Origin of the sequence: Nostoc sp. (genome assembly GCF_036917415.1) — a bacterium.
Lineage (GTDB): Bacteria > Cyanobacteriota > Cyanobacteriia > Cyanobacteriales > Nostocaceae > Nostoc.
In genome coordinates this window covers 146096-172614 of sequence record NZ_JBALDJ010000044.1, presented here as the reverse complement: position 1 = coordinate 172614, position 26519 = coordinate 146096, and the positions used below count along the sequence as shown (strand labels likewise).

Here is a 26519-nt window from a genome sequence, read left to right as displayed (position 1 = left end):
ATTGGCTACTATTTTCCTCACTCATTCCACAGGGTTTCCACAGGGATTTTAGCAGTTTTCCACAGGTGCTATACGAGCTAATAGGCTTCTTGCTGTCTTACTGGGGATTGTTGATTATAAGTAGCAAAGAAGTTTAAGGACTGAGTTTTTGTGAAGTAAAGTAACAAAAAATTGGCTTAAAACCCGATTATTTCGTTCGTATTTATTTTTTATACAATCGTTTTTAACATTTCGCAGCATTGACAAACCCACCCCCTCTTGGCGCACAATGATGCGGCTTGCTTTTGTAATCCGTTCAACTGTTGACATCAAATGTGTAAAATATATTACTATCAGATGTAAGTGCAGATTGTCGGGATAGCGAAAGAGCGTGTGAAGCCCTAAACCGCTTTAACGCAAGCAACTTGTCCCTCTTGATTATCCTCATAGGAGGAAAATCTCATGAAAGCAACGGTTAGCATCTTTACAGAAATTCCTGAAACACTCCACGAATCCTTAAAAAACTACTTAGAAACCCATCCTGATTGGGATGAAAACAGAGTATTAACGGCGGCGCTATCATTGTTTTTACTCCAAAATGGAGATAGCGATCGCCGTGCTGCGCGAGTCTATCTGGAAACTTTGTTTCACCACTCCACAGTAGAAATGCCCTGTACCGACTCACCAGCAACAGCTAATTTACCGAAACAGTGCTGAGTGCTGAGTGCTGAGTAAAAAAGTAATCACTGCACTCAGCACTCAGCACTCCTGAATAGATACCCCATAGGTACTGGTATGAAGGGTGTTATTGTGGCTCATGCCCTATTGACGGGACACGGTAAACCGTGTCTCGTTAATGAGATTTTGATCCAAAGCGATCGGCAATATTACAATAAAAAAGATCAGTAGATCCCGATCTATAAAAAAGTTCTAATAGTTTCTCTTATTGCCAAAACTAGTACCGCAAGGCGGAAGTCAAAAGTCAGCTTAAGTTGACACGAATGCACGGCTATGTGCCCTACGAACTCCAATCTAAGCACCGTTATATCTACCAAAACGGTCACATACAAAGAAATATTTTCCAGTGGACTCTCTCGCCTGCCCACTGTCTTAAATAAATAAATATCTCAAATAACTGTTTGGTCTGTATTTGAGAAATATCTACCTATTTTGTCTAAATTTGTTTTTTACTAAAGCCAAAGAAATTCACTAATTACTCGCCCAAAAGTTAACAGTCAAGAGTTAAAAAACTCTAGACTATAAACTTAGGACTTGGATTCCAACTGCCCTGGGTGAGCAGCAGATTCAAACTTATAGCCTACGCCACGTACAGTTTGAATTAATGCTGGCTGACTAGCATCAATTTCAATCTTCTTGCGAATTTGGCCGATATGAACATCTACAACCCGTTGGTCGCCGACATATTCATAATCCCACACCTCTTGGATTAGTTCTGCCCGCCGCCAAACTCGGCCTGGATGACTAGCTAAAAAATGCAACAAGTCAAATTCCAGAGCCGTTAAAGGTACTGGTTGGTTATTAAGTGCTACCTCCCGTCGCACTGGATCGATCATAAGTTTTTCAAATACCAAGCGTTTCTGCTCGGCCGTAGTTATCACTCGCTGACGCCTCAAAATAGCTCCGACTCTGACTTCTAGCTCTCCTAGCCCAAAAGGCTTGGTGAGATAGTCGTCGGCACCTTTAGCAAAACCGCGAATTTTGTCAGCTTCGTCAGCACGGCTAGTCAACATCAAAACAAAAACACCATTACGACTTTGCATCTCTTGGCAGAGGTTAAACCCTGTGACATCTGGTAAATTCACATCTAGAATCACCAAATCAGGGTTAAATTGCTCAAATAGAGTTAAGGCTGTCTTTCCATCTTCGGCAGCCTCCACCTGATAGTTCTGCTTAATCAAAAAGCGTTGGATTAAATTCCGAACCGCAGGGTCGTCGTCAACTACAAGAATCTTGGCAGGAGCCATGACCATTATTTTGCACAAAAATTCGTAAGATTAACAAGAGAGTTGCGTAAAAACGCAGTTGCCACTTTGGGACTAACTAAGAATCTAGATGGCTACGGTGGAAGAATCCCGATAATTCAAAAATAAATACTTTAATCAGGATTGTGAGCAATGAGAACGCGAAACTTCTGTTAGCCACAGTAATTATAAGCGCTCTGACTTTAACTGCAACCGTTCTTGACATCAAGATACCTTCTCGATCCCAGTTAAGTGATAACTTAAAACGTTTCAATTTTAAATCGATATGCGGATATATACCACAAGCGATTATTCAGTATAATTAAAAAAAACTCTTTTAGGGCACAGTAAGTTGCCAAATTTGAAACAGTAAAGTTGATTTTTTCATAAAAACCATGAATTTTAGGTACTCTCCGTTCAAATTCTAGATTAAAGCCAGAATTAGACAACGACATGAGGGTATACACGGAGTTATAGCGATATGTTAAAGTGACTATAGTTGAAATTACAAAGTCGATCAAACTAACCCGTGCTACTATCCTGGTAGGGCATATAAATAGGTCGAGACTTTAGTTTCGATCGAAATAAAACCTAAAGCTGTTTTTTATTCGATAAAAGACCGCCGCTGACTGAGGCTGAAGTAACAAACTCCCATGAGCGATCAAAATCCCTACGAAAAACTTGGGGTATCAGAAGAGGCTAGCTTCGATGAAATTCAGGATGCTCGTAATCGCCTATTCGAGCAACATAATGGCGATGCCAAGCATTTAGAAGTAATTGAAGCGGCTTACGATGCGATTTTAATGGATCGCTTACGGATGCGCCAGGAAGGTAAAATCAAAGTCCCTGAGCGCATTCGGTTTCCAGAGTTGCGAGTGCAATCGCCTCCTAAAGAAAGTCCAACCCCTCGCGAGCAGTCACCCGCATGGCTGCAACGGATGCTGGATCAGCCAACGCCTGCGGATATACTCTTACCAGGAGCTTGGTTTCTCGGTTTGAGTTCTATTAGCCTGTTCTATCCAGAGGGAGGCGATCAGGTTTTGCAGTTAGCATTGGTGGTTGGCGTAGGCACTAGTATTTACTTTCTTAATCGCAAGGAAGGCAAATTTGGCCGAGCAGTTCTGTTCACACTGGTCAGTTTAATAATTGGCCTAATCGTTGGGGGACTAGTTGCTAGCTGGCTCTTACCACAAATATCATTTATTAGTCTGGAAACGAATCAGTTCTCTACTGTAGTGACGTTTATATTGTTGTGGTTAGTTAGTAGTTTTCTACGTTAAACCACTGCCGTAAGCAGGTTTCTATAAAGAAGACATGGTTTATGTATGTTCTTCTGAGATAAAAAAGTCAGGAGTCAGAATACCTATTCTGACTCCTATTTTAATTTGCAACCCGAATGCTGATTAATTGAATCTGTTGCAGCTACAGAGCCTTTTTAAACAAGGTGTTTAGCTCTTAGAACTAAATCTACAGCAGCGCTAAAATCCTTAACGATTAAGTCGGGGTCGTAAAGTTCTAGTTGGGTGCGATCGCGAATTCCAGATTCCACAGCCATCACCTTAATCCCATAATTTTTAGCTGCGGTAATATCGGCTTCCGTATCGCCCACCATCCAGGTATCAGCAGACGGGGGCAGTTCTTTTAATGCCCTAGCCATCAACAAGGGCTTATCTTCAATATCGCGAGTTTTAACGTAGTCGTTAGTCAAGCAAAAACAACGATTTTCTGGGAAAAATCTCCCTAAATCGTGTTTTTGGAAGGCATAATCTAGTTCCCGAAATCGGCGCATCGTCATCACTGCTAAATCAATTCCAGCTTGTTGAATTTTTAACAGTGCATCCACAGCACCAGGCGCGAGAGTGTCATAGTGAAAGTAAGGTTCTGTATGCACAGTTTGCCGCCGCAACTGGGCGAATTCTTGGGCTTGAGCTTCGTCTAACCCGGAATTTAAGGCGATTTGTTTTTCAGGAACACGCGATCGCTTTAATTGCCAAAATTCCACTTTCGGAAGTTCTTGCACTACTTGATCTCGACGACGGGTTTTCTCTAAGCAGAATTGATAAACGCGGTAGTACCGTTCAGAAACATCAATAATTGGGCCGTCGAAGTCAGTAATAAGTCTTAGCATCGGCGCAAAATGTTAATTTTTATTAAAATTATCTCAGATGTATGGGTATTTTTAGAGAGTATCAAGTTTAGCTAAGGGGTTTTTGTAAATTCTTTTTAAGAAAGTATCGACGATGACCTGGAGGAAAATCCGCTAACTCTCCAAAAACTTCATATCCCAAGTGCTGATAAAATTCAGGAGCTTGGAAGCTGTAAGTAAAAACATATACGTTTAAGCAGCCACGATTAACAGCTTCTTGCTCTGCTGCCAAAAGTAGCGTTTTTCCATATCCTCACCTCTTAACTCCTGTGCAATCCAGAGAGTACCGATATGAAGCCATCCCAAGCCGATAAAACCTTCCAAGCCGCCCACTACATTTTCTTGTGAATCACGCAGCAATAGAAACAGTGACGTATATTGGTAATCTCCAATCTTACCTATATTGAATTGCTGAAGTTGCTTGTCTATAAAATCAACTTCTTTGGAGTCTGGCTGAATTTCAATTGATATTTTGTACTCAGGCATCATTGCAAAGTACCGCGTTTGATTTGTTCGCTTTCAATGGCTTCAAATAAGGCGCGAAAGTTACCTTCGCCAAAACCTTGAGCTTGGAAACGGCGTTCAATAAACTCAAAGAAAAATGTCGGCTGTTCAAATATTGGCTGGGTGAAAATTTGTAGTAATAAGGGTGCGGTATTTCCTCCTTCTGCGGAAGTATCTTCTTGCCAGTCCACCAGAATTTCCTGTTGAGCGATCGCTTCTAGTTCTAGAGGTGATAGCGTGATTCCTGGACGCTGTTTTAGCTGCGAGTAGTAGGTTTGAGGAACTGAGAGTAAAGATAAACCACTCTTCCGAAATTTGGCGATCGCACTCACAAGATTAGTCGTCCGCAAGGCAATATGTTGAATTCCTGGCCCCCGATTGACATCTAGAAATTCCTGAATTTGAGAATTGCTAGTAGCCGGCTCATTAATGGGCAATTGAACGCTACCATTGCGCGAAACCATTACCTGGCTGTGTAAAGCAGAGCGATTGGTTTTGATTTTAAATGCTTGCTGGGGTTGAAAATCTAGGATTTTTTCGTACCAAGCCGCAGCACGATCCAATTCACCAACTGCTACATTTAGCACTATGTGATCTATGGCGGTAAAAGTGTTGTCATTAGTTATTTGTCCTCTCTTACAAAGTTCTGATCGCCGGAAGCCGGCGCTCAGACTTTGCGCTTTGTCACAAACCAATGACAAATGACCGCTGACTAATGACCTTTCTATCAATGTATGAGTTAGTCCACCCCAAGCGGCAATTTTGCCACATTTGATAAATGCCTTACCCTCCTGGCGTTCCTGGATGGGTTGTAGGATTGTAGCACCATGTTTTTGAGCTAGGGCGATCGCGCCTTCGACATCTTCGACAACAAAAGCGACATCTGCCACACCAGGTGGATATTGCCGCAGAAATTCAGCTACTGGACTTGTAGGCAACAGTGGTGAAGATAGAAAAAAGCAGACATCACCACTTTTCACCACTTCTGTACAAGTGTGAAATGAACTAATGCGATTGGTTACTGCTTGAAAACCAAGATGGCGTACAAACCAATCCCGCCACATTTTGGCGTCTTCTAAATAGAAATGAACGCGATCAATTTTCATAGATATTGAAAATCCAGCATAACAGTTTATATATCTGTAAATTTTGCCTTTTCTGCTAGATTTTCACGTCTTTCCTAAGCAAGAATTATGTAAGCGTACTCCCACTCTAAAAGAACAAATGACTATCAGATTGAATGTTAATTTCCATTGGCACAGCTTGCGGTTCGGCACAAAGGGCAAAGAAAATCGCATTGGCAGCAGTTTCAGGACTAAGCATTTTTTTTCGGTCTACTTTTAGGTTGACGTTATCCCAGAAAGGAGAATCTACCCCACCAAAGTAGAATAGCGTGAACTTGATACCAAAACGCTTGAGTTCCTCTGCCATGCACTTGCTGAAACCGACAACACCAAATTTAGAAGCCGAATAAGCTGCTGCCATCCCCATCGAATGCTTGCCCAGAATTCCAACCACATTACAAATGTGACCAGACTTGCGCTTTTGCATCTCTTCAGCAGCCGCCTGAGTGGTGTAAAAGCTACCTTTTAAGTTGACATCTAACATCTTGTCTAAATCAGCGGGTTCTAGGCTGTTGTAGGGCTTGAGTATACCAGCACCAGCTGCATTCACTAAAATATCGATTTGACCAAACTCAGCGATGGTCTTTTTGATCAAAGTATCTACCTGTAGTGGGTCAGTAATATCAGTGGGAACGCTCAAAACTTGCCCTGGTAAATCATCTGCCAGTGTGGTTAAACGAACTGCATCTCTAGCAGCCAGTACCAACCGGACTCCGGTAGGCGCAAGTTTTTGTGTTAAAGCTGAACCAATACCACCAGTAGCACCGACAATAACAACAACTTTATCCTGCATTGTATTATTTATATTTCTTTACATCTTTTTACAGAATACAGAATTACAGGCTCAGGTTGTACGTAAACATCCAGAAAGTATCTATTTGGATAGCGGCATTACCTCATATTCCTTGCCACTCATTTTTAATGTAAATGTGGGAGATGATTCTAAATATTTGGTAAAATTGGAACCTAATTTTAATTTTTTAATAATTGAATTAGGAGACTCTCCGGTTATTTTCCGTAACTCTGAACCTAGTTTAGACACAGATAATTTAGTTTGGGGAGACTTTGTTTGTATATCTTGAATAATTTTTAATAGTAATTTATTTAATATTTTTTCATTAGGAATTTCCGCAGAATCTTCTTTTTCTTTTTTTTGAATAGATTGTGCAGATGAATCATCTCTAACAGAGATATTTTCTTCAATTTCTGGTTGCTTAGGATTAGATTTATTATTGATATTGGATCTTTCGTGAAATAAACTTGCAATAGTTGCTAAAGTATGTAATCGAGTATTAATAGAATCTTGTTCGTTTTTAATTAAATCTTGAATTTGCTCAACCACTTTTTCCAAGGATGGAACTTCTGTTGCTATTGCTAAAGAATAATGAGTTAATTTGCCAGTATTCCGGTTTTCTATATGCAAAGTTTGCCCTTGTCTACGTACCCAATAGACAATTAATCCCTGGTTTTGGAGTTCGTTACAGAGATGAATTAAAATTCCATCGTTAGAACAGACTAATATCTCTTTAACTGTTGGATAAGAGCGTGAAACACAAGCACCGAAAGCGATCATTTTGGCATCAGCACTATCCTTACCCTCTGGTACGTGGACAAGTTGATAGCCACGGTTATATAGTTCAATATCTTGCTTTCCAATACTTGGATTTCTCCAGTTAGCAAATGCCATTTTAAATTGGAGAGGATACTTGCAGACACTAGCTAAAAATAATTCTGAATTAACATCTAATTTTAAGTTCTCTGCATCCAAAAGTAGAAGAGATATTCCTGTTTCTAATTGATATTTTATTTCAGTTTGTTGTTTAAATTTTTGGATAAATTGGCTGAACGCAGCAGATTCTAACCAAGCAGGCGATAATATAAGTTGCAGCAATTGTTCAGCTAATGTCAAATTAAAAAAGCCAAGACTTTTCTCCGTGATTTTTTCTTCTGGCAGGTTTTTTACTAAAGAAAGTTCCGTCGCTTCAGGCGTAGATACTTTAGTATGTCCGTTGCTGTTAGCAAGCAAGTCAGTTTCTAGGGAAAGAGGGAATGCAGGCTCAATGAATTGCTTACCACAATTTTTGCAGAGGTAATTCTGTTTGTCATTCCGACGACCATTTTTACGATATGAAGTAGATTCGCACCGGGGACATTTCATTTTATGATTCAGGTGGTCTAGAGCAGATACTTGTCTTTAAATATATAGTATAAAAAAATACTGTCAATATCAGCAGGTCGCATTGCCCAACACAAGAAAAACCTAAAGCAAGGGGAAATTCAATTTAACCCCTCATTTCCACTTGCACCATATAGTAACCCTCTGAATGGCTAGAATTTAAGAAACACTTCAAATGATGCGAGCAAAAACATAGTCGCGGGTGCGAGAATCCACAGGGTTAGTAAAGATTTTATTTGTAGTACCAAATTCAACCATTTGAGTAATCCGATTTTCATTACTATAAAAGAAAGCCGCAAAATCAGATAGGCGAGTAACTTGCTGGATATTGTGAGTAACCATTACAATTGTCAACTCAGAACGCAAGTTATGGATCAAATTCTCGATTTTCATACTACCCATAGGATCGAGACCTGAACAAGGCTCATCCATCAAAAGAACATTCGGCTTGACCGCTAAAGCACGGGCAATACATAATCTTTGCTGTTGACCGCCAGAAAGTTCTAAAGCAGATTTGTGCAGCTTATTTTTCACTTCATCCCAAAGTTCGGCAGCTTTGATGGCAGATTCAACAATTCCATCTAATTCGACTTTCGGATACCATCCAACTAATTTCACCCCATAAGCAACATTATCGTAAACGCTCATGGGAAAAAGATTTGGCTTGGGAAAAACCATACTAACTTGGCGACGTAAACGATTGATGTTGACACGACGCTCATAAATACTCTGCCCATAAAATTCTACTCTTCCTTCAACTCTCACATCTCCTTCTAATTCACTCATGCGATTTAACGATTTAAGAAAAGTAGACTTTCCACAACCACTAGAACCAATAATTGCCGTGACTTGGTTTTGATAAATATCCATTGACACGCCTTCAACTATCTTTTTAGTTTCGTAATAGAAGCTGAAGTTTTTGACTCTGATGGCTGGAATTAATTTACTCATATTCCCAAAACGTATGAAACAAAACTTGATTAAGTAAAACAGTACAAATCAGCAATGCTGTTTCACTATGTTACTGCCAAAAGGATATATTCATGGAACTTACGTAACTATACAGTAGCCATACAGCAAATAAAGTGTTGTTAGCTATTTGTATTAAGACTGTGTTTCAAAATGTATCTTTTACAGACTTTTTATAGCCATCTTTTGCACCTTGACCTATATACCATCCTTGCTTGTGAAAAAGGATTAGGTTTAGTTCGATTTAAGATAGTGACGTAGAAATCAAAATACGAATATCAGACAGCAGATTTCAAGTTGGTAAGGTACACAAGCAAAGTCTGTAACCCAGATATAAAGGGTGTTTTACTCCTAAATTTTGAATTCCCCTGTATATAAGTAGGACGATGTAAGTAATTAAAGGTTTGTAGTGAGGACTGAAGCCCTCAAAGTAGGCTAAAGTCCTTACTACAAAATAATTTAAAGATTTTTTACATTAGTTAATATAGGTTGAATTATTCTCACCGACTTACTTATCTCATAGATAGTGAGGAATTAGTTTTTTATAAAGATAAATTAGTAACTTTTGTAAGCTACATTTTATGAGTATCTTCTAGTGCAAGCTAGATCGACAAAAATCGATAAGTCACGCTTGAAGACACCTTAACCGAAACGTCCTGAAATGTAGTCGCGGGTGCGAGGGTCTAGTGGGTTGTTAAAGATTTGCTCTGTAGCGCCAAATTCAACCATTTGACCAATCCGACTTTCATCGGTGCTAAAAAAAGCCGTAAAATCGGAGACGCGAGCGGCTTGCTGCATATTGTGAGTAACGATCGCAATCGTCAACTCAGACTGCAAACTATGGAGCAGTTCCTCAACTTTCATGGTAGCGATGGGGTCAAGAGCCGAGCAAGGCTCATCCATCAGCAGAACTTTCGGCTTGACTGCTAAAGCACGGGCAATACATAATCTTTGTTGCTGACCACCAGAAAGCCCTAAAGCAGATTTATCCAGCTTATCTTTCACTTCATCCCAAAGAGCAGCGCTGTGAAGTGCAGATTCAACAATTTCATCTAATTCTAATTTTGAATATCTGCCTGCTATTCTCATACCATAGGCAACATTTTCGTAAATGCTGATCCCAAAAGGATTTGGTTTTTGGAACACCATACCAATTTGCCGGCGTAACCGATTGATGTTGACACGAGGAGCATAAATATTCTGACCAAAAAATTCCACATCTCCTTCAACTTTTACAGGCCCTTCCAATTCACTAATGCGATTAAGAATTTTGATGAAGGTAGATTTACCACAACCACTAGGGCCAATAATTGCGGTTACTTGGTTCTGATAAATATCTATTGATACCTTTTCAATAGCTTTTATTGTCCCATAGTAAAAGCTGATGTTTTTAACTTTGATAGCTGGAATTAGGTTACTCATGCTTTCCCAAGGTACGAAATAAAACAAAAATTTATTTTTACTTAATTCTTCTCTGTCTAATAACTAAGCGAGAGAGAATACTGACACATAAAATTAAGCTGAGTAAAACTATAGAAGTAGTCCATACTAATTGGCTTTTTTGTGGATCGGGGTCGTTGTAGAGGTTAAAAATCAATACTGGTAAGGAAGCTGTTGGACTTAACAATCCTTCTGACCAATCTAGACTAAATAAAGCAGTAAAAATTAAGGGTGCTGTTTCACCAGCAGCACGAGCTACAGCTAACAAAATGCCTGTAGTAATTCCAGGGATTGCAGTAGTCACAACAATGCGAAAAGTCGTTTGGAAGCGAGTTCCACCTAAAGCAGCAGATGCGAGGCGTTGAGATATAGGAATCAGTTTTAAGGATTCTTCTGTTGTCAGTATAATTACAGGTAGCATAATCACGGCTAAAGCAAAACCACCTGCGATCGCACTAAATCCTTTAGTTACCAGAACTATCACACCATAAGCAAATACGCCTACAACAATTGAAGGCACGCCTGTAAGAATACTAGTGACAAAACGAACAATACTAGCAACTGGGTTAGTTTGACTAAATTCTGCTAAGAAAATTCCTGTTATAATCCCTGTGGGAATGCTTAAAATAGCACCAATAACCACCATGATTATGGTTCCCAGGATGGCATTGCCAAAGCCATTATCAATAACTGCTTTAACAAACATTTCTGATTTTAGTCCAGATATTCCACGGACGAGAATTTCCCACAAAATTGATAATAAAGGAATGAGTACTAGACCTGTAAGACCAAAGGCGATCGCATTCATTGCATAGGTAAATATTACTCGTTCTGTTGGCAGAGGTCTGCATAATTCTGCCGCTAGAGATTCATCAGTTTTTGACTGAATATAACCACTCATAAATTTTACAAATTTTGATTAATAAACGTCTTGTTCAACTGAGGTATTTGTAGTAAGTTCAAAGTTAGACAGTGTTATTTGTTTTTCCTGCCAACCCACTTCACTAAGAGTACAGCGCCAATATTTACAATTAGAGTCAACCCAAATAAAATTAATGCTAAATAGCTTAAAGCACCTATATGCAAACCCGGTTCAGCTTCGGCAAATTCATTAGCTAATACAGAGGGAATTGTATAACCTGGATCGAGTAAAGAAGTGCTGATTTGAGCAGAGTTACCAATCACCATAGTTACAGCCATTGTTTCACCCAAAGCACGTCCTAAAGCAAGCATTGCTGCACTCACTATTCCAGAAAATCCAGATGGTAGCAAGACTCGAAAAATTGTTTCCCAACGGGTTCCACCCAAAGCCATAGATGCACTACGTAATTCTTTAGGGATAGCCATTAAGACATCACGACTAATTGCTGCCATTGTAGGCAAAATCATGATCGCGAGAATAACTCCAGCAGTCAACATATTAGTCCCAGAAGGATCTTCTGTATTAAATAGTGGTATCCATTTAAAGGTGCTGGCTAGCCACTTTTGTAGAGGTTCTAGAACTGGAATAAAGACAAAAATCGCCCACAAACCAATAATTACACTGGGAATTGCTGCAATTAATTCAACAACAAATGCTAGGATGGTTCGCAGCGATGAAGGTAAGAAATTTTCACTCGTAACCAAGGCTACCGCTATTCCCACTGGGACAGCAAAAAAAATAGCGATCGCACTACTTACCAAAGTTCCATAAATATAGGGTAATGCACCAAAAATCTGATTACCTGTATCCCAATCTTGGCCCCACAAAAACCCCATTCCAAACTGCTTAATGGCTGGTAGAGCTTCGTGTAAAATTACCCAACTCATTAACAATAGCACTGCAACGGTAATCACAGCAAAAAAGTATACTAGCCGTGTAAAACCTTGGTCAAACCAGAAATTTGTGCCGCTGGTAGTAGTTAGATTGAAATTTTCATCGCTTAGATTTGAATCATCTGATAAATTTGCCATTACAAATCAATAAAATAGTTTTTTCTTACTAGTAGAGCGAGTTATTAACTCAGTCTATTAGGGGAGGAAAATAGTAAAATAATCCCCCTAAACCTTTTAAAAGGGGGATATATTCAAAGCATTCTTCTCTTTTTAAGGGAGTAAAGGGATCTTTTGTGCGTAAGTCTTAAAAATTGTAAATTAAGGCTTGACAGAGCTATTCACTGTCTGAAGCACTCGATTTGCTACATCAGATGGAATTTTAGTGTAGTTAAGGTCATCGTTATATTGTTGACCGTCTTTTAATACCCAATTAATCCATTTCTTAATTGCATCAGCTTTAGCAGCATTAGCATACTGTTTGTAAACCATCATCCAAGTAAGACCGACAATGGGATAACCTTGTCCTGGATCTCCTACAAAAACGCGGTAGTTGTCTGGGAAAGTGACGGTTGATAAAGCTGCATTTGCAGATTCTAAAGAAGGAGCAACAAATTCTCCGTTCTTATTTTGTACCAGTGCTGATTTCAAATTGTTTTTGACAGCGTAGCTATATTCTACATAACCTATAGAACCAGGAGTCCGAGCTACTATAGCAGCTACACCTGGATTCCCTTTGCCTTTGAGGACATTTGGCAGATTCCATTTTGGAGCAGTATTAGTTCCAACTCTGCCTTTAAAATAACCGCTGATGGCACTTAAGTGATTAGTAAAAATGAAAGTTGTACCGCTACCATCGGCACGAACAGCAAATTTAATTGGTTGATTTGGTAGATTAGCACCTGGATTATCAGCTTTAATTTTTGCGTCATTCCATTTGGTAATTTGACCTGAATAAATTGCTGGTAGTGTAGCGCGGGATAATTTGAGAGCGTTAACGCCTGGAAGATTGTAAACAACAGAAACAGCACCACCTGCTGTAGGTACTAAGATTGCACCATTCTTGACTTTAGCGATTTCATCATCTTTCATTGCAGCATCACTACCACCAAAGTCAACGGTTCCAGCGATGACTTGACGAATACCGCCACCACTACCAATTGCTTGGTAGTTAATTTTTAAGTCTGGATATTTCTTCTTCACTTCACGAGCATAGCGTTCGTAAAGTGGAGCCGGAAAAGTTGCTCCTGCACCATTGAGAGTTTCAGCTTGTGCGATCGCACCAAAAAATGGACTAAGTGCAACAGAAGTTGTCACCATTGAAGTAGCAACGACACGATTCAATATGGCGCTCGAAAAAATCATATTACCTCTGATTCAAGGAATATTTTACTGCTGTAATTCCAGTCTTAAATAGGCTACATTTTTTATGGTTAAACCTTATTTAACAATTGATAAGCAAGAAATTAAGATATGTTTAAATCTTGATTTAAAACATCTTTTCTATTTATTTTGATTAACTAAATTAGTTTATTAAAAATATATTATAGGAAAGATTTCTCCTTGAATAGTGCTATATTTTCCTTGAGGCATAGGTTTTGAAATTAATTTGCCGTCGATGTATTCGCAATACGGTTTAGTTTCTGGTAGTGCGAGAAACTCTTCTAGGGTCAATATTTTATTTGATGTTTGTACCATGATTAACCTTGCTTCAACTCATAAAGATTTTTTTACATAGTTATTATTTACCTGGTTCTAAAATACTTTTTAAATTTGCCAATCAGCCGCCATCAAAATTATTTCATGTTTGCTTGCGACTACAATACATTATTAAAAGTATAAATAATCCTATTCCTGCCAGATATTTAATCGGCTCAGGTAGGCTGGGATTAGGGGAGAAAAAGCCTTCGATCGCACCAGCAATAATCAACATTGGTACAATGCCAAATACTAGCTGCACTGCCTGATAACCATAAAATTTCAGTGCATCTCCACGGCGATATTTACCAGGAAATAAAATTGCTCTTGCTAATAATAATCCCGCACCCCCAGCAAAAAAGATTGCAGGTAATTCCAAAGAACCATGCGGAAACACAAAAGCCCAAAAAGGATAAGCCAAATTATTTTGACCAACTAAAGTACCAACAGCACCAATTAATAAACCATTAAATATCATCAAATAGGCAGTGTATGCTCCAGCCGTCATACCACCGGCAACAGCCCCAAAAGACACTGACAAATTATTGATTGCGATCCCGCTAGATGCCAGAGGTTCAACACCGACAATTGAACCCATCCATAATTTATGCTCATCTCGCACCTTGGTAATCAAGCTTTCAGGTACAATCAAAGGCATAAAGCTGGGGTTTTGCCAGGAATACCACCAAGCCACTAATGCGCCTAGTAGAAACAGCGCTGTTGCCGCAGCAATATATACAAATGCTTTCTGGACTACAGATGGTAATCCCCAACGATAAAATTCTAGGATTGCCTGCCATTCCTGCCGCCGCGAACCTTGGTAAATCTGCGTGTAAGCACGAGTTGTTAAAGATTGTAAACTTTGGATCGAGGTATTGCCAATTTGCTGAGTGCGGGCACGTGCCAAATCTGCCGTTACTGAACGATACAAACTCGCTAACTCTCTAATTTCTGCTGCCCGTAAGGACTTTAACCCTTTTTTTTCTATCTGCCTTAATAAGGCATCTAAACGCTGCCAATTTGGTTCTCGTCGCGCAATCCAACGTTGAATATTCATGAATTTTGGGAACACTGAGTTTAACTTAGCTTAAGATAGCCTCAAATTCATCTCCGTAATTTCAAGGCAAATTTAGCATTATGTCTGAAAACTTTGGATCTTCCGGTCAGATACAACCACTGAGTATTGGTAACGTTGTCAGTGCTGCAGTACGGTTGTATCGTTCTCATTTGAAGACTTATCTTAATCTGGCTGCGATCGCTCACTTGTGGATTCTTGTTCCTGTGTATGGTTGGGCAAAATATGCAGCCATTTCTGGACTAATTTCACGCTTGGCTTTTGGAGAATTGATTTACCAGCCTGAAGGTGTTCAAACTGCTAGAAGCCATATTAATCCACGTCTTTGGTCATTTTTAAGAGTTGCTTTGCAAGTAGGTATATCAATACTTTTAATTTATATTGGACTAGCGATCGTGGGCGGTGTACTAGCTGGCTTGATCGGAGTAGTATTAGGAAGGATATTAGGCAATTCAAGCATTATATTTACAACCACATTGGCAATAATTGTAACAGCAGGAGTTATATTGTTAGGAATAACCTTGCTCTACTCTCGTTGGATAGTAGCTGAAGTGCCCTTAGCAGTTGAGGAAAATATCAATGGTGGCGAAAGTGTTGCCAGAAGTTGGGAGCTAACTAAAGCCTCTGTCTTTCGCATTCAAGGCATTGTTTTAGTTGGTTTTATCGTTACATTGCCGTTGGTGTTTGTATTAAACTATATACCTAGCTTATTCCTAATTAAACTTGAGCCTGGTACTGCTATTTACTCGATTGTGTATATTATTTCTGTGATTGGCAGCTTGATCGGTGGAGTTTTAGTCATGCCATTTTGGCAAGCACTAAAAGCTGTTTTATACTTGGACTTGCGTAGTCGGCGTGAAGGTCTAGGTTTGCAATTACGAGAACCTCCCTCGCAAGATTTTCGTTAACTTAACATCTTAATCCAACTCTATTAATTTTGAATTAGTTAAAATATGCGCTTTTTTAATCGCATCACATTCCAGACTCCAGAAAGTGTAGAGTTGGAATTCACTCTAGCGGGAATCGGTAATCGAGCTTTGGCACTCCTGATTGACTATACAGTGTTGGGTGTAACTTTGCTTCTGTTTGTCCTTACTTGGAGTGTCTTCTCGACACAACTGTTAAATTTTGTTGAATACTTTTTTACAAATTTACCAAGTTTAGACATTTGGTTATTAGCAATTTTCTTCATTATCGCCTTTGCAATTTATATCGGCTATTTTGTATTTTTTGAAACCTTATGGTTTGGGGAAACTCCTGGTAAACGCTTTGCTAAAATTCGCGTAGTTCGAGATGATGGTAGACTCATCGGGTTACAACAAGCAACGCTACGTGCTTTACTGCGGCCCTTTGATGAGACTTTGTTTATTGGTGCTTTTTTAATTATGTTGGGTAGCCGCGAAAAGCGCTTAGGTGATTTAGCTGCTGGCACAATTGTCATTCAAGCGCAAGCTCCGACTGCATCTGCAAGATTGACAATTTCAGAACAGGCAAAAGGAGTTCATGAACAGTTAATCGAAATTGCTGATTTTTCGCAATTGATGCCAGATGATTTTGCTGTGATTCGCGAGTATTTACAGCGACGTGGTGCAATGTCGTTAAAGGCAAGAGCATCACTATCTCTAAAGCTAGCCGAGCAAGTTAAAGCTATTATTCATTTAGAAAAATTGCCAGAAGCTGTTACGCCTGATGTTTTTTTAGAAGCAATTTACCTCGGTTATCAACAACCGAAATTTTAAGCTAATTAATAATGAGTAGTCAGTAGTCAGGGAGTTGAAACTATTGACTACTAACTACTAACTAATTACTTAAAAATCTAAAATCGGCCAGTCTGGTTCACGATAATAACGTGTCATGTTGTCAAACTTTCGCAATTCAACACTATCAATCAAAAATTCTGGCAAATTCAACAGCCATTGTTCATTCAATTGAGAAAGCATAGTGCTGAAGCTTATGCGGTCTAGGTCAGATGGAACCTCCCCAAAATAGGCTAATGTAACATGGGCCGTGAAGTGATAATGCTGCTCAATACCCAAAGCAATTAACTTGGGATTTTGATAAATTGTTCGGCGAAATTGAATAATTTCCTCGTAACAGCGTTCATCTTGGGGGACTAAACAAATGGCTACAGCTCTTGGCATCAGTATTAGTCCCAGCATTTGCCATTTAATTGGATGACTCCTGTTTGTCATCAATTGTTGATATTTTTGAAATATTTCAGCTAAACAAGAGTGTAACTCCTCATCAAATTTAGGATTTTTTTCGTAGGCATCAAGGTAAGCATTGTCCCAAATTAAATCCGCTAAAGTTAGATGGAAGCTAGCAGGAGGTACAGGTACAATCAAATTACGGTTTACAGGCAACTGCAAAAGTTCCTGTTGATAAGTCTGTAATTTGGCATAGAAAGCAGAGTTGTGTGATTCTTCTTCTGCCGGCGGGGTAATTAGCGTATAGCCAGGAAAGGATGCTGCTTGTCTCAACCCAGAATCTGGCTGAAACTTAGAAGATTCCTGAATATGCTGGGCTTGGGATCTGTAGGCTTCTGGCAATGTCAGTCTTGCTAACCGATTTAAGTAAGTTTGATAGTTGTCGTCCAATCTTCATAGCCTCACGCTCTCACTTGATAGATTTTAGGGAAAATTATCTTGATTAACAGAATGATTTCAAAAGTATTTAGTTTTTGGGAGGGGCGAGCAGGGGAGCAGTAAGTTTTTCCCCTTTGCACCTCTGCCTTTTGTGCTCAATGCCCAATGCCCATCTACTACAAGGTTTATCTATGCCAATCTATGTTTACTGGGGTGAGGATGATTTTGCGATGGAAAAGGCGATCGCTGTTTTGCGCGATCGCGTCCTCGATCCCCAATGGACAAGTTTTAATTACACTGCATTCTCCCCAGATCGAGCTGATGCTGCTATCCAGGGGTTAAATCAGGTGATGACACCCACTTTTGGCGCTGGTGGGCGTTTGGTATGGCTGATAAATACTACTCTGTGTCAGCACTGTCCAGAGAATGTGTTGGCAGAATTGGGGCGATCGCTACCTGTGATTCCCGAAAGCTCATTTTTATTGCTCACCAGCCGCAACAAGCCAGATGAACGTCTCAAATCCACGAAATTGTTAAAACAGTTTGCTACCGAATTCCGAGAATTTCCCCTCATTCCCCCTTGGAAAACAGAATTATTAGTGCAATCTGTTAATCAAGCAGCCCAGACTGTGGGCGTGAAACTGACTGCCAATACTACCCATCTGTTGGCAGAAGCCGTAGGAAATGATACACGGCTTCTCTACAATGAGCTAGAGAAATTGCGGCTATATGCCCAAGGTAGTAATAAGCCTTTAGATACAGATACCGTTACGAAGTTAGTAAGAAATACTACTCAAAATAGCTTACAATTAGCAGCAGCAATCAGAACAGGAGATACAGCTAAAGCTTTGACAACCTTGGCAGATTTGAGCAATGCTTCCGAGCCGGGATTACGGATAGTTGCCACACTGATTGGACAATTTCGCACCTGGCTGTGGGTCAAGATTATGATAGAAAGTGGGGAACGAAACCAACAAGCGATCGCTATTGCCGCTGATATCGGTAATCCCAAACGGATTTACTTCTTACAGCAAGAAATCAAACTGCTTTCTGTGCAACAGTTAATTTCTTGCTTACCCCTACTACTGGAATTAGAAGTCAGCCTCAAGCAAGGAGCATCAGAAATGTCAACACTCCAGACTAAAGTCATCGAACTTTGTCAAGTATGCCGAGGAAATTGACAATCAAATATAAAAGCTTGATGTATTGAGCAGTTCCTGGAACTTCCAACTCCGAAAATAATTCAAAGTTCTTATAATATCCCTGATGTAGTTTTGTGTCACACAGTATATGAAGAAAATTTCTGATTTATTTTCTCGAACTAGCCGAAAGCGAACCCTTTCGCAATCATTATTTTTCGGTGCGATCGCTACTGTGGGTGTGATTTTCAACGCTTTTTTCTTGAGTTCCAAAGCTGAGGCTCAAACTCCACCACCAATAGTTAACAATACTGAAATCGATAGTTACGCTCAAGCCGTGCTAGCAATGGAGCCAGCCCGTCAAAATGCCTTTGAAGAAATTAAAAAACTTATTGGCAATGGAGAAATCCCCAATATTGTTTGCAACGATTCTAATAGTATAAATGGTCTTCCAAAGAAGGCTCAAGATATCGCAGTGAACTACTGTACCCACGCTCAAAAAATTGTTGAAGATAATGGCTTGAAATTTGAACAATTCAACAAAATTACTATAGAACTACAAAATAATACTATCTTAAAAAGGCAGGTTTATAATACTTTATTACGCCTACAACAACCTCCCGAATCTCGGTAAGTAAAAGGGCTACTTAAAAGCACGTAGTAAGTAAGTGGTTAATTACTATGGGAATCATAACTAATTATTCGGACATTATAGTAGTCCTATTTGATTCATAAAAAATGATAAAGCGTGTTTTACTCCTGAATTCTGTATTCTGAATTCGGAATTATGCTGTATAAATTTTGATATTAAAAAAAAGCAAATCAGGCATTGGGCAGAATTTAATTCATATTCCCCAAAGCCCCATTTTTAAGTCCGTCCAACAAGGCTGGCGATTACTGTAGCTAACTCAGCAGCTTTAATAGGTTTAGGTAAATGCAGCTGATAACCTTCTTGTATAGCTCGCAGCCGATCCTCTTCCTTAGTATCAGCTGTCAACGCTGCGGCTGGAATATTTCCCCCTAGTTCTGGTGGTTGCGATCGCACTTTACGGATCAAAGAGTAACCATCCTCGTGGGATATACTGATGTCGCTGACTAAAGTATCTGGTTTCCACTGTATAATTAACTGCAATGCTTCTGCAACTGATGCTACAGCTTTAACTTCGGCTTGGTACTGTTCGAGGACTGTGGTGATGAATTCACGGATATCGGCTTGCTCGTCTACAACCAGCACGCGCACACCAAGCAGGGAGAGGGGCAAAAGGGCAGAGGGGGGTAGAGGGGCAAAAGGATGGAGGTGGGCACTTTTGAGAAGTGGTAGTTTGACTGTAAACGTTGCTCCTTGCTCTTCACCTGGACTATTTACATGGACAGTGCCGCCATGTAATTCTACTAAATGACGGACGATCGCTAATCCTAGTCCTAATCCACCATAGGTTCTAGTGCTAGAACTATCAGCTTGACGAAAGCGATCAAAGACGTAAGGAAGAAAATTAGGACTGATACCAATGCCTGTATCAATCACCTGAATTTGGGTATATTTATCCGTTGTCTGTTGTTTTTCTTGTCCACTGATTACTGACAATTGCACCTCTACCCTTCCTCCAACGGGTGTAAATTTGATGGCATTGGATAGCAGATTCCAGATGATTTGTTGCAAGCGCTCGAAATCCCCAGAAACTAAAAATTGAGAATTTTCGCCCAGCTTGCTGTCCTCTGAGTGTTGATTGATTTGGGATTGTGCTGCTGAAAATTCGGGATTTTCGTGATTAACTCCTAATTCCCAATCTGAATTTGGCGCGAAAGTGACCACGGGGAGTATCCCCGGTGGCGCATTTCGCGTTTCTTTTGAAGAAATGAGGGAAAATCTCAAATCGATTTCCTTGGATTGGGCGGCTAAACTAACAGTCTTGATGGCTGACTCAATTATGAGAACTAAATTACAAGTACGGACATCGAGGCAAGTTATGCCTCTACTCATCCGCGATATATCCAGCAAGTCTTCAATTAGCTGGGTTTGCGCTTTGGCGTTGCGCTCAATTGTCTCGGTTGCCCTAGCCATTTGGGTATCACTGAGCTTGCTTCGTTGCAGGAATTGCGCCCAGCCAAGGATGGCATTCAGGGGCGATCGCAATTCGTGGGACAATATTCCGAGAAACTCATCCTTCATCCGGTTGGCTTCTTGCAACTGCTCAGTTTGTTGTTGCAAAAAAGCAATTAAACTAGCCCGTTCCATTGCGATCGCTATTTGGTCGCATACTGCTTGCATCATCCCTTTTTGATTGTCGGTGAAGCTTAACAGAGTGCGGCTGCCAAAAGAAAGAGTACCCAATAGCCGTCCTTGGGCGATCAATGGGTAGGCATAATAAGCTGTAATGCCTAAAGAACGAATCAATTCTGTTTTCCGGTCAATTGATTGCTGCACATTCTCTACAGCTATTGCACAACGCTCCTGGGCTACAGTCCCACAAACCGCTTCACCAAGTCCCAAATATTCAATTTCCTTTGCCATCTCCTGGGAAATGCCACTGTAAGACTCTAGCCGCATTATCTGAGAGTTATCCTCAACCAAATAGTTAAAGTAAATATCTAAACCAATTTGGTCTCTTAGTTTTTGGTAGACACTATCGATTAGTAGTACTGGTTCCTGGCTTGATAGTAAATCGTTGGCTGTGTCAAATAGTAGCTTTAGCCTTTTGTAACCTAACGAGAGTGCTTTTTCTGCCTGCTTGAGGTTGCTGATATCTTGGAACACCAAGATACAGGTAGCCGGATGACCGTGCATTGCTGGCAAGGTATCAGCAAATACTAGTAGAGAGCGCACACCAGCAGAAGTGTGCCAGTCTACCTCCAATCCATTTAGGCGTTCGCCAAGTGCAACCCGCACTCCTGGCATTTGTTCATTGGGAATGCGATCGCCAGCCGCATCCGTATAGTGGTAAACTGTGTGATACTCTGCGGCTGGTACACCTTTGGGAAATTTGCCCCCAGCTAATTCGTCCGCAGAGCGATTGGCAAAAGTTACCCGCGCCGTTCCTGGTTCGATAAACAGCAACGGTCTTGGCATCAGATTTAACACATCCTCTAACCATTTTTGCTGATTTAGGAGTACTTCCTCTGCCTGTTTGCGCTCCGTAATATCTAAAAATGCACCAACGCTTCCTCTGGTTTTACCCTCTTCGTCAAACAGGGGTGCAACGTACTCCAACAGCTTGACGATTTTGCCATTTTCATGGACAACATCAAGTTCACAATCGAGAATTTCGACACCATGAGCAGCAGAGTACTGCATTGGGAGTTCTTCTGTTGAAAGTTCCCTTCCCTCGCGGTAGATTTTAAAGCTTGTCGGTCTTTCATCCACGGGAGCGTTGAGGGAGCCATTTGTATCTGAGGATATCCCCAACTGCTTGCCAAAAGCAGGGTTGACCTTAATATTTTGGCATTCTGGATCTTCGGCAATGCCAATTCCAATAGGAATTACCTCTAACAAAGTTTGTAATTCACTAATGCGGCGCTGTAGATCCCTATTTAGTTGTAAGATTTGTTCCTTGGACTGCTTTTGCTCGCTGATGTCGCGAGTCACAGTTGCTAAGGCAATTGGCTGACCTGTGTTGTTATCTGTAACAGTGAAGATATTGTAATCAACTGGTATCGGTTGACCTGTTTGGAGATGTCGAAAGCAAAATTCTCCCTGCCAGCGCCCTTCTGATAGTACAGTCGGCAGTATATATTTTTGAAAATAGGCTTTGTCTTTGGGCATGAAGTAATCTAATACTGCTTTTTGCCTGACTTCATTCAGGTTGGCAAACCCTACCAACTTTTGACCTGCATCATTTATGTAGAGTAATTGACCCTCAAGGGTGGCGATGCTGATAAAGTCAGAGCTATTTTCTACCAGCGATGCTAATTTTTGTTGTTCTGCTTCTGCTTGTTTGCGTTCGCTCAAATCGAGGATAAACGCTACTGACTCTTCGCGGTTTTCTCCTAGCAGCACGTAACCAACTAAAACTGGGATACGGCTACCATCCTTGCGAATAAATTCTTTCTCGTAAGGCGTACAAGCAGCGTTGGTATTTCCTTGGGCTTCAGCGATACCTCGCTCATCCAAGTATAGATACTCTGGTGGTGTGATATTGCTCCAACTTAACTTACCTGCTGACAAATCCTCCTGCGTGTAACCAATCATCCTCAGAAATTCGTCGTTTGCCTGCTGGATACAGCCATATACGTCGCCAAACAGAATACCAATGACGTTAGCATCTACAAAACTTCCTAGTTTAGCTTCGTAGGTTCTCAGTGCTTTTTCGGCAAGGTCGCGTTGATAGCTGAGGCGTTCAATAACCCTAGCACTTTGCCAAATCAAAATAGTAAAAATTACAATTAGGACGATCGCAAACACTGATACTGCAAATGCCGGATCGTATTGTCCTGCCCGTTGGCCTTCGACAATTACCCATCCCAATATAAAAGGTACTGCGATCGCTGCAATTAATAAACGACGTGCAAGTAAGCCGCCGTAACTATCACTTGTAACTACCCTCATTAATCCATGTTCTGCCCGCACCCACAGAACGCCCATACTTAGTAAGAGGAACAACATCGCTGTGTGTAATGCCATTGATGTTGTATAAGGGGCAAGCCCGTAGAGAACTTTCACTTTGTAGGCATAGCCCATCAGCGCCTGAAAGGAAATTAAAGTAGCAATCAGAGCAATAATCTGGGCATACCAATAACTGCGGTGGGTTTTTGGATGAATCAGAATCTGTAGGGCGACGCTAACCAGCATAAAGTTCAGTGCTGTGTTCAGCCCCATTCGCCCTGGATGTAATGTCGCTATACTAGTTCGCGAATCGTGAAACACCAGTTCATCAATGCCGAGATTCCAGCCAAACACATATTGACAGAGAGTAAGCCCCGCAATTGTGGTGACAGCTATTGCACAGACCTGAGAGATTAGAAGAGTAAGTACCGACAAGGGGGCTGTAGAACTGTGCGGGTAATTTTGAATTGTTCTTTCCCCTCTGCTCCCCTGCTCTCCTTTTAAAAATAGCCACAGCGACACACCACACAGCACAAAACATAGGGCTGTGTTGACTTTCATTGTGGCAGGACTACCAAAGAAGCCGCGCTTAAGAACTTCAATGTCAAGACACCAGCCAACTAGTACAAAGCTGCCAACAAAAACAGCGATCGCACTTGCGACTCTTGCCACAAGTGCATTTGTAGAGATTTTAAATCTATCTTGCAGCCGCAAGCGGTTAACATTTAACATTGATTGTTTTCTAACCGCATCTATCTAGCGTAGTAAACTTACGTATTTCTTACGGTTTAATTATTTCTGTCCTTTGTATTGTATGTTACCCCTTGACTTGCTTTTCATCTACCTCTATGCATATTTTTTCTTGCACAATTTAAAATAAGAAATAATGGTGGTTCAAAAAACCACCTTTGCGAGTATTTCAAAATTGCAGAGTATGACGCTTACCATCGTCTTGGAAACGTTGCTCTCCAACACCAACAAGTTCTACAATCACTTCACGTGATAGAGGTGTCCATTTTCCAACTCTTGCCCCAATTTCCACTACTGTTTGATTAGACTCAGTGAATACGGTGATGTTTGTTAGTGAAAAATTTTTGTCTTGATACTCGTTTGTCTGTCCATCATCTTCAAATAGCTGATATTCGTTATTACCAGGCCAAATCCGTAATCGGATCTCGTCGAGTGGGGTTTGATCGACGTATTGCTTAACAGGTTGCATAGGGACGATCGCACCGCTACGGACATACAGTGGCATTCTTTCTAATGGTGCATGAGCAAGAATGTGAATCGGGCCTTCATAGCGATCGCCACTCCACCAATCATACCAAGTGCCGGCGGGTAAATAGACAGCTCGATGCTCAACTCCAGGGCGGTAAATTGGTGCAGCCATCAACGACGCACCTAACAATACTTGATCGTAGAGGCTATAGGTTTTCGGATCGTTAGGGAAATGGTACAATAATGGTCTTAAAATCGGTGCGCCCGTTGTTGCCGCTTCCCAAAAAAGACTATAAATGTAGGGAAGTAATTGGTAACGTAGATTAATGTATTCTCGACAGATATTTTCAACGCGATCGCCAAATACCCAAGGTTCATGACGAGCAGTAGACATTGCCGAGTGACCGCGCATCATTGGATACAGCATTCCTACCTGCATCCACCGAGCAAATAATTCAGCTGTAGCGTTACCAGCAAACCCGCCAATATCGCAACCCACAAACCCCACACCTGAAAGTCCCATATTACAAAGCATCGGCAGAGACATTTCTAAATGCTCCCACAACGATTGGTTATCTCCCATCCACACAGAAGACCAGCGTTGCACACCAGCATAACCCGATCGCGTTAACACAAACGATCGCTCAGAGCTTCGATGCCGTTCCAACCCTTCATAGCAAGCTTTAGCCATCATCAACCCATACAAATTATGCACTTCCGTATGAGTAGAAGAGAACACAGGAACATTCCCCCCTGCTCCCTGCCCCCTGCCCCCTGCCTCCTCTCCTCCCTGCGGTGCATCTAGCGGAAACCAAATTTTTTCACCTTCATCGCCGAAAGGGCGATTGTTTATGGCGGGTTCGTTCATATCATTCCAAATTCCTGCCACACCAATATCAGTTAGGCTTTTATGTAAATCAGCCCACCAGTTACACACATCAGGACGTAAAAAGTCAGGAAAAACAGCTTTCTCAGGCCAAACGTAGCCGTGGAACAACGTACCATCGGCTTTACGCACAAAATAGTCGTTTTCTAATCCTCGATCAAAAACATCATAATTGCCTTCTGGTTCATACTTCACACCAGGATCGATAATTGTGACTGTTTTGAAACCATCCTCTGCTAAATCACTGATGAGTTTTGCGGCGTTGGGGAAGCGTTGAGGACTCCAAGTAAATACTCGATAACCCCGCATATAGTCAATATCCAAGTGGATAACATCACAGGGAATGCGACGCTGACGAAATTCCTTTGCTAGTTCCCGCACAACGGTTTCTGATTCGTAACTCCAGCGACATTGATGATAACCTAGCGCCCATTTCGGCGGTAATGGCATTCTCCCAGTTAGCTGAGTGTATGTGTCCAGGATTTGGGCAGGTTCCGGGCCGTAGATAATGTAATAATCCAATTCACCGCCACGAGTTTCCATCTTCCAAATACCTGGTTGTTCAGCACCGATATCGAACTGACTCCAAAAAGTGGTGTTGAAAAAGATACCATAGCTTACCTCTGGGCGCAAAGCCATAAAAAATGGAATTGCTTGGTACATTTCATCAGTCAGTGCATCATAATCTAAAGCATCCGTTGTCCAGTTGGTTTTTACTTCGCTGAGTTTATCCAGAAAGCCTGTGCGTTCACCAAAGCCATAGAAATGTTCATCGACTGCAATTTGTTTCCACCCTGCAACTGCACCCATCCGCCAACCTATCCCCATTTCTGCATCTTGGGCAAAGGGACGATTAGCTTTGTCGAAACAGGCAATGCGACACTTTTCTCGCTGGACACACACACGAATCTGTGCTGTTTCAATTTCTACCGTTGCTTCAGTTTCCCGTACTGTAAAAGGTGTTGTTGTCCATTCTGCATCATCTAGCGTCACTGCCCAAGAGCGGCGAGGCATAAATTCCCCAGTTTGTGCCAAACGCACACGGATTAAATTCGGAGCAAGTACGTTAATGGTGAGGCGTGAGTCACCACAGTCAAAATTGATAATATTATTGTCCCAGGTTACAGCTTTTACATTACTAATACTTGTCCAAGGTTGGTTCGTAGTGGGTAGTTTTCCGAAATATTGCGGCATATTAGTTATTAAACAGATTAATACTTGTCCGCATTTATGATTACAGAGATAC

The 26519-nt window shown here is 40.9% G+C and carries 21 protein-coding genes and 2 pseudogenes; 6 read left to right on the top strand and 17 right to left on the bottom strand.

Going from position 1 to position 26519, the window contains the following annotated elements; all coding sequences use genetic code 11:
• Nucleotides 1-441: 441 nt before the first annotated feature.
• Nucleotides 442-633, top strand: a pseudogene (locus tag V7K41_RS08160) (DUF2811 domain-containing protein); the annotation flags it as partial.
• A gap of 611 nt (nucleotides 634-1244) precedes the next feature.
• Here the strand turns inward: V7K41_RS08160 and V7K41_RS08155 are convergent.
• Entirely contained in the window at nucleotides 1245-1964 is a 720-nt protein-coding gene (locus tag V7K41_RS08155) for a response regulator transcription factor (RefSeq protein WP_334847082.1), read from the bottom strand.
• Between the two features lie 650 nt (nucleotides 1965-2614).
• Here V7K41_RS08155 and V7K41_RS08150 point away from each other — a divergent pair.
• Entirely contained in the window at nucleotides 2615-3241 is a 627-nt protein-coding gene (locus tag V7K41_RS08150; RefSeq protein ID WP_292780627.1) for a CPP1-like family protein, read from the top strand.
• Between the two features lie 155 nt (nucleotides 3242-3396).
• Here the strand turns inward: V7K41_RS08150 and V7K41_RS08145 are convergent, their stop codons facing one another.
• The 13 genes and pseudogenes from V7K41_RS08145 to V7K41_RS08080 form a co-directional block, all read right to left on the bottom strand.
• Nucleotides 3397-4089, bottom strand: coding sequence for an HAD family hydrolase (locus tag V7K41_RS08145; RefSeq protein ID WP_334847080.1), 693 nt, complete (start codon nucleotides 4087-4089; stop codon nucleotides 3397-3399).
• Nucleotides 4090-4156: 67 nt separating this feature from the next.
• The gene (locus V7K41_RS08140; RefSeq protein WP_334847079.1) at nucleotides 4157-4339 is read right to left on the bottom strand and encodes a hypothetical protein; all 183 of its coding nucleotides are present in this window, start codon (nucleotides 4337-4339) and stop codon (nucleotides 4157-4159) included.
• Nucleotides 4300-4596 (bottom strand): hypothetical protein, encoded by a 297-nt coding sequence (locus V7K41_RS08135; protein WP_334847078.1) that lies wholly within the window; start codon nucleotides 4594-4596, stop codon nucleotides 4300-4302. The genes V7K41_RS08140 and V7K41_RS08135 overlap by 40 nt, the downstream gene beginning before the upstream one ends.
• Entirely contained in the window at nucleotides 4593-5717 is a 1125-nt protein-coding gene (hppD, locus tag V7K41_RS08130; RefSeq protein WP_334847076.1) for a 4-hydroxyphenylpyruvate dioxygenase, read from the bottom strand. Before hppD ends, V7K41_RS08135 begins: the two co-directional genes overlap by 4 nt.
• 106 nt (nucleotides 5718-5823) lie before the next feature.
• The gene (locus tag V7K41_RS08125) at nucleotides 5824-6528 is read right to left on the bottom strand and encodes an SDR family oxidoreductase (protein ID WP_334847074.1); all 705 of its coding nucleotides are present in this window, start codon (nucleotides 6526-6528) and stop codon (nucleotides 5824-5826) included.
• 81 nt (nucleotides 6529-6609) lie between these two features.
• Nucleotides 6610-7893 carry an IS1/IS1595 family N-terminal zinc-binding domain-containing protein gene (locus V7K41_RS08120; protein WP_442943152.1) on the bottom strand — a complete coding sequence of 428 codons (1284 nt, stop codon included), beginning with the start codon at nucleotides 7891-7893 and terminating at the stop codon, nucleotides 6610-6612.
• Between the two features lie 189 nt (nucleotides 7894-8082).
• The gene (locus V7K41_RS08110; protein WP_334847073.1) at nucleotides 8083-8862 is read right to left on the bottom strand and encodes a phosphate ABC transporter ATP-binding protein; all 780 of its coding nucleotides are present in this window, start codon (nucleotides 8860-8862) and stop codon (nucleotides 8083-8085) included.
• Between the two features lie 660 nt (nucleotides 8863-9522).
• The gene (pstB, locus tag V7K41_RS08105; RefSeq protein ID WP_334847071.1) at nucleotides 9523-10302 is read right to left on the bottom strand and encodes a phosphate ABC transporter ATP-binding protein PstB; all 780 of its coding nucleotides are present in this window, start codon (nucleotides 10300-10302) and stop codon (nucleotides 9523-9525) included.
• 37 nt (nucleotides 10303-10339) lie between these two features.
• Nucleotides 10340-11221: a phosphate ABC transporter permease PstA gene (gene pstA / locus V7K41_RS08100; RefSeq protein WP_334847069.1), complete on the bottom strand. Its 882-nt coding sequence runs from the start codon at nucleotides 11219-11221 to the stop codon at nucleotides 10340-10342.
• A gap of 74 nt (nucleotides 11222-11295) precedes the next feature.
• Nucleotides 11296-12273, bottom strand: coding sequence for a phosphate ABC transporter permease subunit PstC (gene pstC / locus V7K41_RS08095; protein ID WP_334847067.1), 978 nt, complete (start codon nucleotides 12271-12273; stop codon nucleotides 11296-11298).
• A 180-nt stretch (nucleotides 12274-12453) separates the two neighbouring features.
• Nucleotides 12454-13497 (bottom strand): phosphate ABC transporter substrate-binding protein PstS, encoded by a 1044-nt coding sequence (pstS, locus tag V7K41_RS08090; RefSeq protein ID WP_334847066.1) that lies wholly within the window; start codon nucleotides 13495-13497, stop codon nucleotides 12454-12456.
• A 177-nt stretch (nucleotides 13498-13674) separates the two neighbouring features.
• A pseudogene (locus V7K41_RS08085) lies at nucleotides 13675-13830 on the bottom strand (Uma2 family endonuclease); the annotation flags it as partial.
• A 103-nt stretch (nucleotides 13831-13933) separates the two neighbouring features.
• Complete coding sequence (locus tag V7K41_RS08080; protein WP_334847063.1) at nucleotides 13934-14887, bottom strand: stage II sporulation protein M; 954 nt, start codon at nucleotides 14885-14887, stop codon at nucleotides 13934-13936.
• An 80-nt stretch (nucleotides 14888-14967) separates the two neighbouring features.
• On the opposite strand from V7K41_RS08080, the gene V7K41_RS08075 reads away from it, so the two are divergent.
• Nucleotides 14968-15813, top strand: coding sequence for a hypothetical protein (locus V7K41_RS08075; RefSeq protein ID WP_334847062.1), 846 nt, complete (start codon nucleotides 14968-14970; stop codon nucleotides 15811-15813).
• A gap of 45 nt (nucleotides 15814-15858) precedes the next feature.
• Nucleotides 15859-16644 carry an RDD family protein gene (locus V7K41_RS08070; protein WP_334847060.1) on the top strand — a complete coding sequence of 262 codons (786 nt, stop codon included), beginning with the start codon at nucleotides 15859-15861 and terminating at the stop codon, nucleotides 16642-16644.
• 69 nt (nucleotides 16645-16713) lie between these two features.
• Here the strand turns inward: V7K41_RS08070 and V7K41_RS08065 are convergent, their stop codons facing one another.
• Nucleotides 16714-17502, bottom strand: a complete 789-nt coding sequence (locus V7K41_RS08065; RefSeq protein WP_334847058.1) for a DUF1868 domain-containing protein — start codon at nucleotides 17500-17502, stop codon at nucleotides 16714-16716.
• A gap of 179 nt (nucleotides 17503-17681) precedes the next feature.
• Between V7K41_RS08065 and holA the strand changes: the two genes are divergently transcribed.
• Both holA and V7K41_RS08055 read left to right on the top strand, forming a co-directional pair.
• Nucleotides 17682-18671, top strand: coding sequence for a DNA polymerase III subunit delta (gene holA, locus V7K41_RS08060; protein WP_334847056.1), 990 nt, complete (start codon nucleotides 17682-17684; stop codon nucleotides 18669-18671).
• Between the two features lie 109 nt (nucleotides 18672-18780).
• Nucleotides 18781-19263 carry a DUF4168 domain-containing protein gene (locus V7K41_RS08055; RefSeq protein ID WP_334847054.1) on the top strand — a complete coding sequence of 161 codons (483 nt, stop codon included), beginning with the start codon at nucleotides 18781-18783 and terminating at the stop codon, nucleotides 19261-19263.
• Between the two features lie 234 nt (nucleotides 19264-19497).
• On the opposite strand, the gene V7K41_RS08050 is transcribed toward V7K41_RS08055, so the two are convergent.
• Both V7K41_RS08050 and V7K41_RS08045 read right to left on the bottom strand, forming a co-directional pair.
• Complete coding sequence (locus V7K41_RS08050; protein WP_334847052.1) at nucleotides 19498-23901, bottom strand: PAS domain S-box protein; 4404 nt, start codon at nucleotides 23899-23901, stop codon at nucleotides 19498-19500.
• A 187-nt stretch (nucleotides 23902-24088) separates the two neighbouring features.
• Nucleotides 24089-26467 carry a glycoside hydrolase family 31 protein gene (locus V7K41_RS08045; protein WP_334847051.1) on the bottom strand — a complete coding sequence of 793 codons (2379 nt, stop codon included), beginning with the start codon at nucleotides 26465-26467 and terminating at the stop codon, nucleotides 24089-24091.
• Between the last annotated feature and the right edge of the window lie 52 nt (nucleotides 26468-26519).

What these genes read in the sequence shown, in the direction of transcription:
- V7K41_RS08150 (WP_292780627.1), top strand. Translation starts at nt 2,615, where the DNA reads ATGAGCGATCAAAATCCCTACGAAAAACTTGGGGTATCAGAAGAGGCT.
- V7K41_RS08070 (WP_334847060.1), top strand. Translation starts at nt 15,859, where the DNA reads ATGCGCTTTTTTAATCGCATCACATTCCAGACTCCAGAAAGTGTAGAG.
- hppD (WP_334847076.1), bottom strand. Translation starts at nt 5,717, where the DNA reads ATGAAAATTGATCGCGTTCATTTCTATTTAGAAGACGCCAAAATGTGG.
- pstC (WP_334847067.1), bottom strand. Translation starts at nt 12,273, where the DNA reads ATGGCAAATTTATCAGATGATTCAAATCTAAGCGATGAAAATTTCAAT.
- V7K41_RS08145 (WP_334847080.1), bottom strand. Translation starts at nt 4,089, where the DNA reads ATGCTAAGACTTATTACTGACTTCGACGGCCCAATTATTGATGTTTCT.
- V7K41_RS08135 (WP_334847078.1), bottom strand. Translation starts at nt 4,596, where the DNA reads ATGATGCCTGAGTACAAAATATCAATTGAAATTCAGCCAGACTCCAAA.
- holA (WP_334847056.1), top strand. Translation starts at nt 17,682, where the DNA reads ATGCCAATCTATGTTTACTGGGGTGAGGATGATTTTGCGATGGAAAAG.
- V7K41_RS08125 (WP_334847074.1), bottom strand. Translation starts at nt 6,528, where the DNA reads ATGCAGGATAAAGTTGTTGTTATTGTCGGTGCTACTGGTGGTATTGGT.
- pstA (WP_334847069.1), bottom strand. Translation starts at nt 11,221, where the DNA reads ATGAGTGGTTATATTCAGTCAAAAACTGATGAATCTCTAGCGGCAGAA.
- V7K41_RS08080 (WP_334847063.1), bottom strand. Translation starts at nt 14,887, where the DNA reads ATGAATATTCAACGTTGGATTGCGCGACGAGAACCAAATTGGCAGCGT.
- V7K41_RS08155 (WP_334847082.1), bottom strand. Translation starts at nt 1,964, where the DNA reads ATGGCTCCTGCCAAGATTCTTGTAGTTGACGACGACCCTGCGGTTCGG.
- V7K41_RS08110 (WP_334847073.1), bottom strand. Translation starts at nt 8,862, where the DNA reads ATGAGTAAATTAATTCCAGCCATCAGAGTCAAAAACTTCAGCTTCTAT.
- pstS (WP_334847066.1), bottom strand. Translation starts at nt 13,497, where the DNA reads ATGATTTTTTCGAGCGCCATATTGAATCGTGTCGTTGCTACTTCAATG.
- V7K41_RS08050 (WP_334847052.1), bottom strand. Translation starts at nt 23,901, where the DNA reads ATGTTAAATGTTAACCGCTTGCGGCTGCAAGATAGATTTAAAATCTCT.
- V7K41_RS08075 (WP_334847062.1), top strand. Translation starts at nt 14,968, where the DNA reads ATGTCTGAAAACTTTGGATCTTCCGGTCAGATACAACCACTGAGTATT.
- V7K41_RS08055 (WP_334847054.1), top strand. Translation starts at nt 18,781, where the DNA reads ATGAAGAAAATTTCTGATTTATTTTCTCGAACTAGCCGAAAGCGAACC.
- pstB (WP_334847071.1), bottom strand. Translation starts at nt 10,302, where the DNA reads ATGAGTAACCTAATTCCAGCTATCAAAGTTAAAAACATCAGCTTTTAC.
- V7K41_RS08045 (WP_334847051.1), bottom strand. Translation starts at nt 26,467, where the DNA reads ATGCCGCAATATTTCGGAAAACTACCCACTACGAACCAACCTTGGACA.
- V7K41_RS08120 (WP_442943152.1), bottom strand. Translation starts at nt 7,893, where the DNA reads ATGAAATGTCCCCGGTGCGAATCTACTTCATATCGTAAAAATGGTCGT.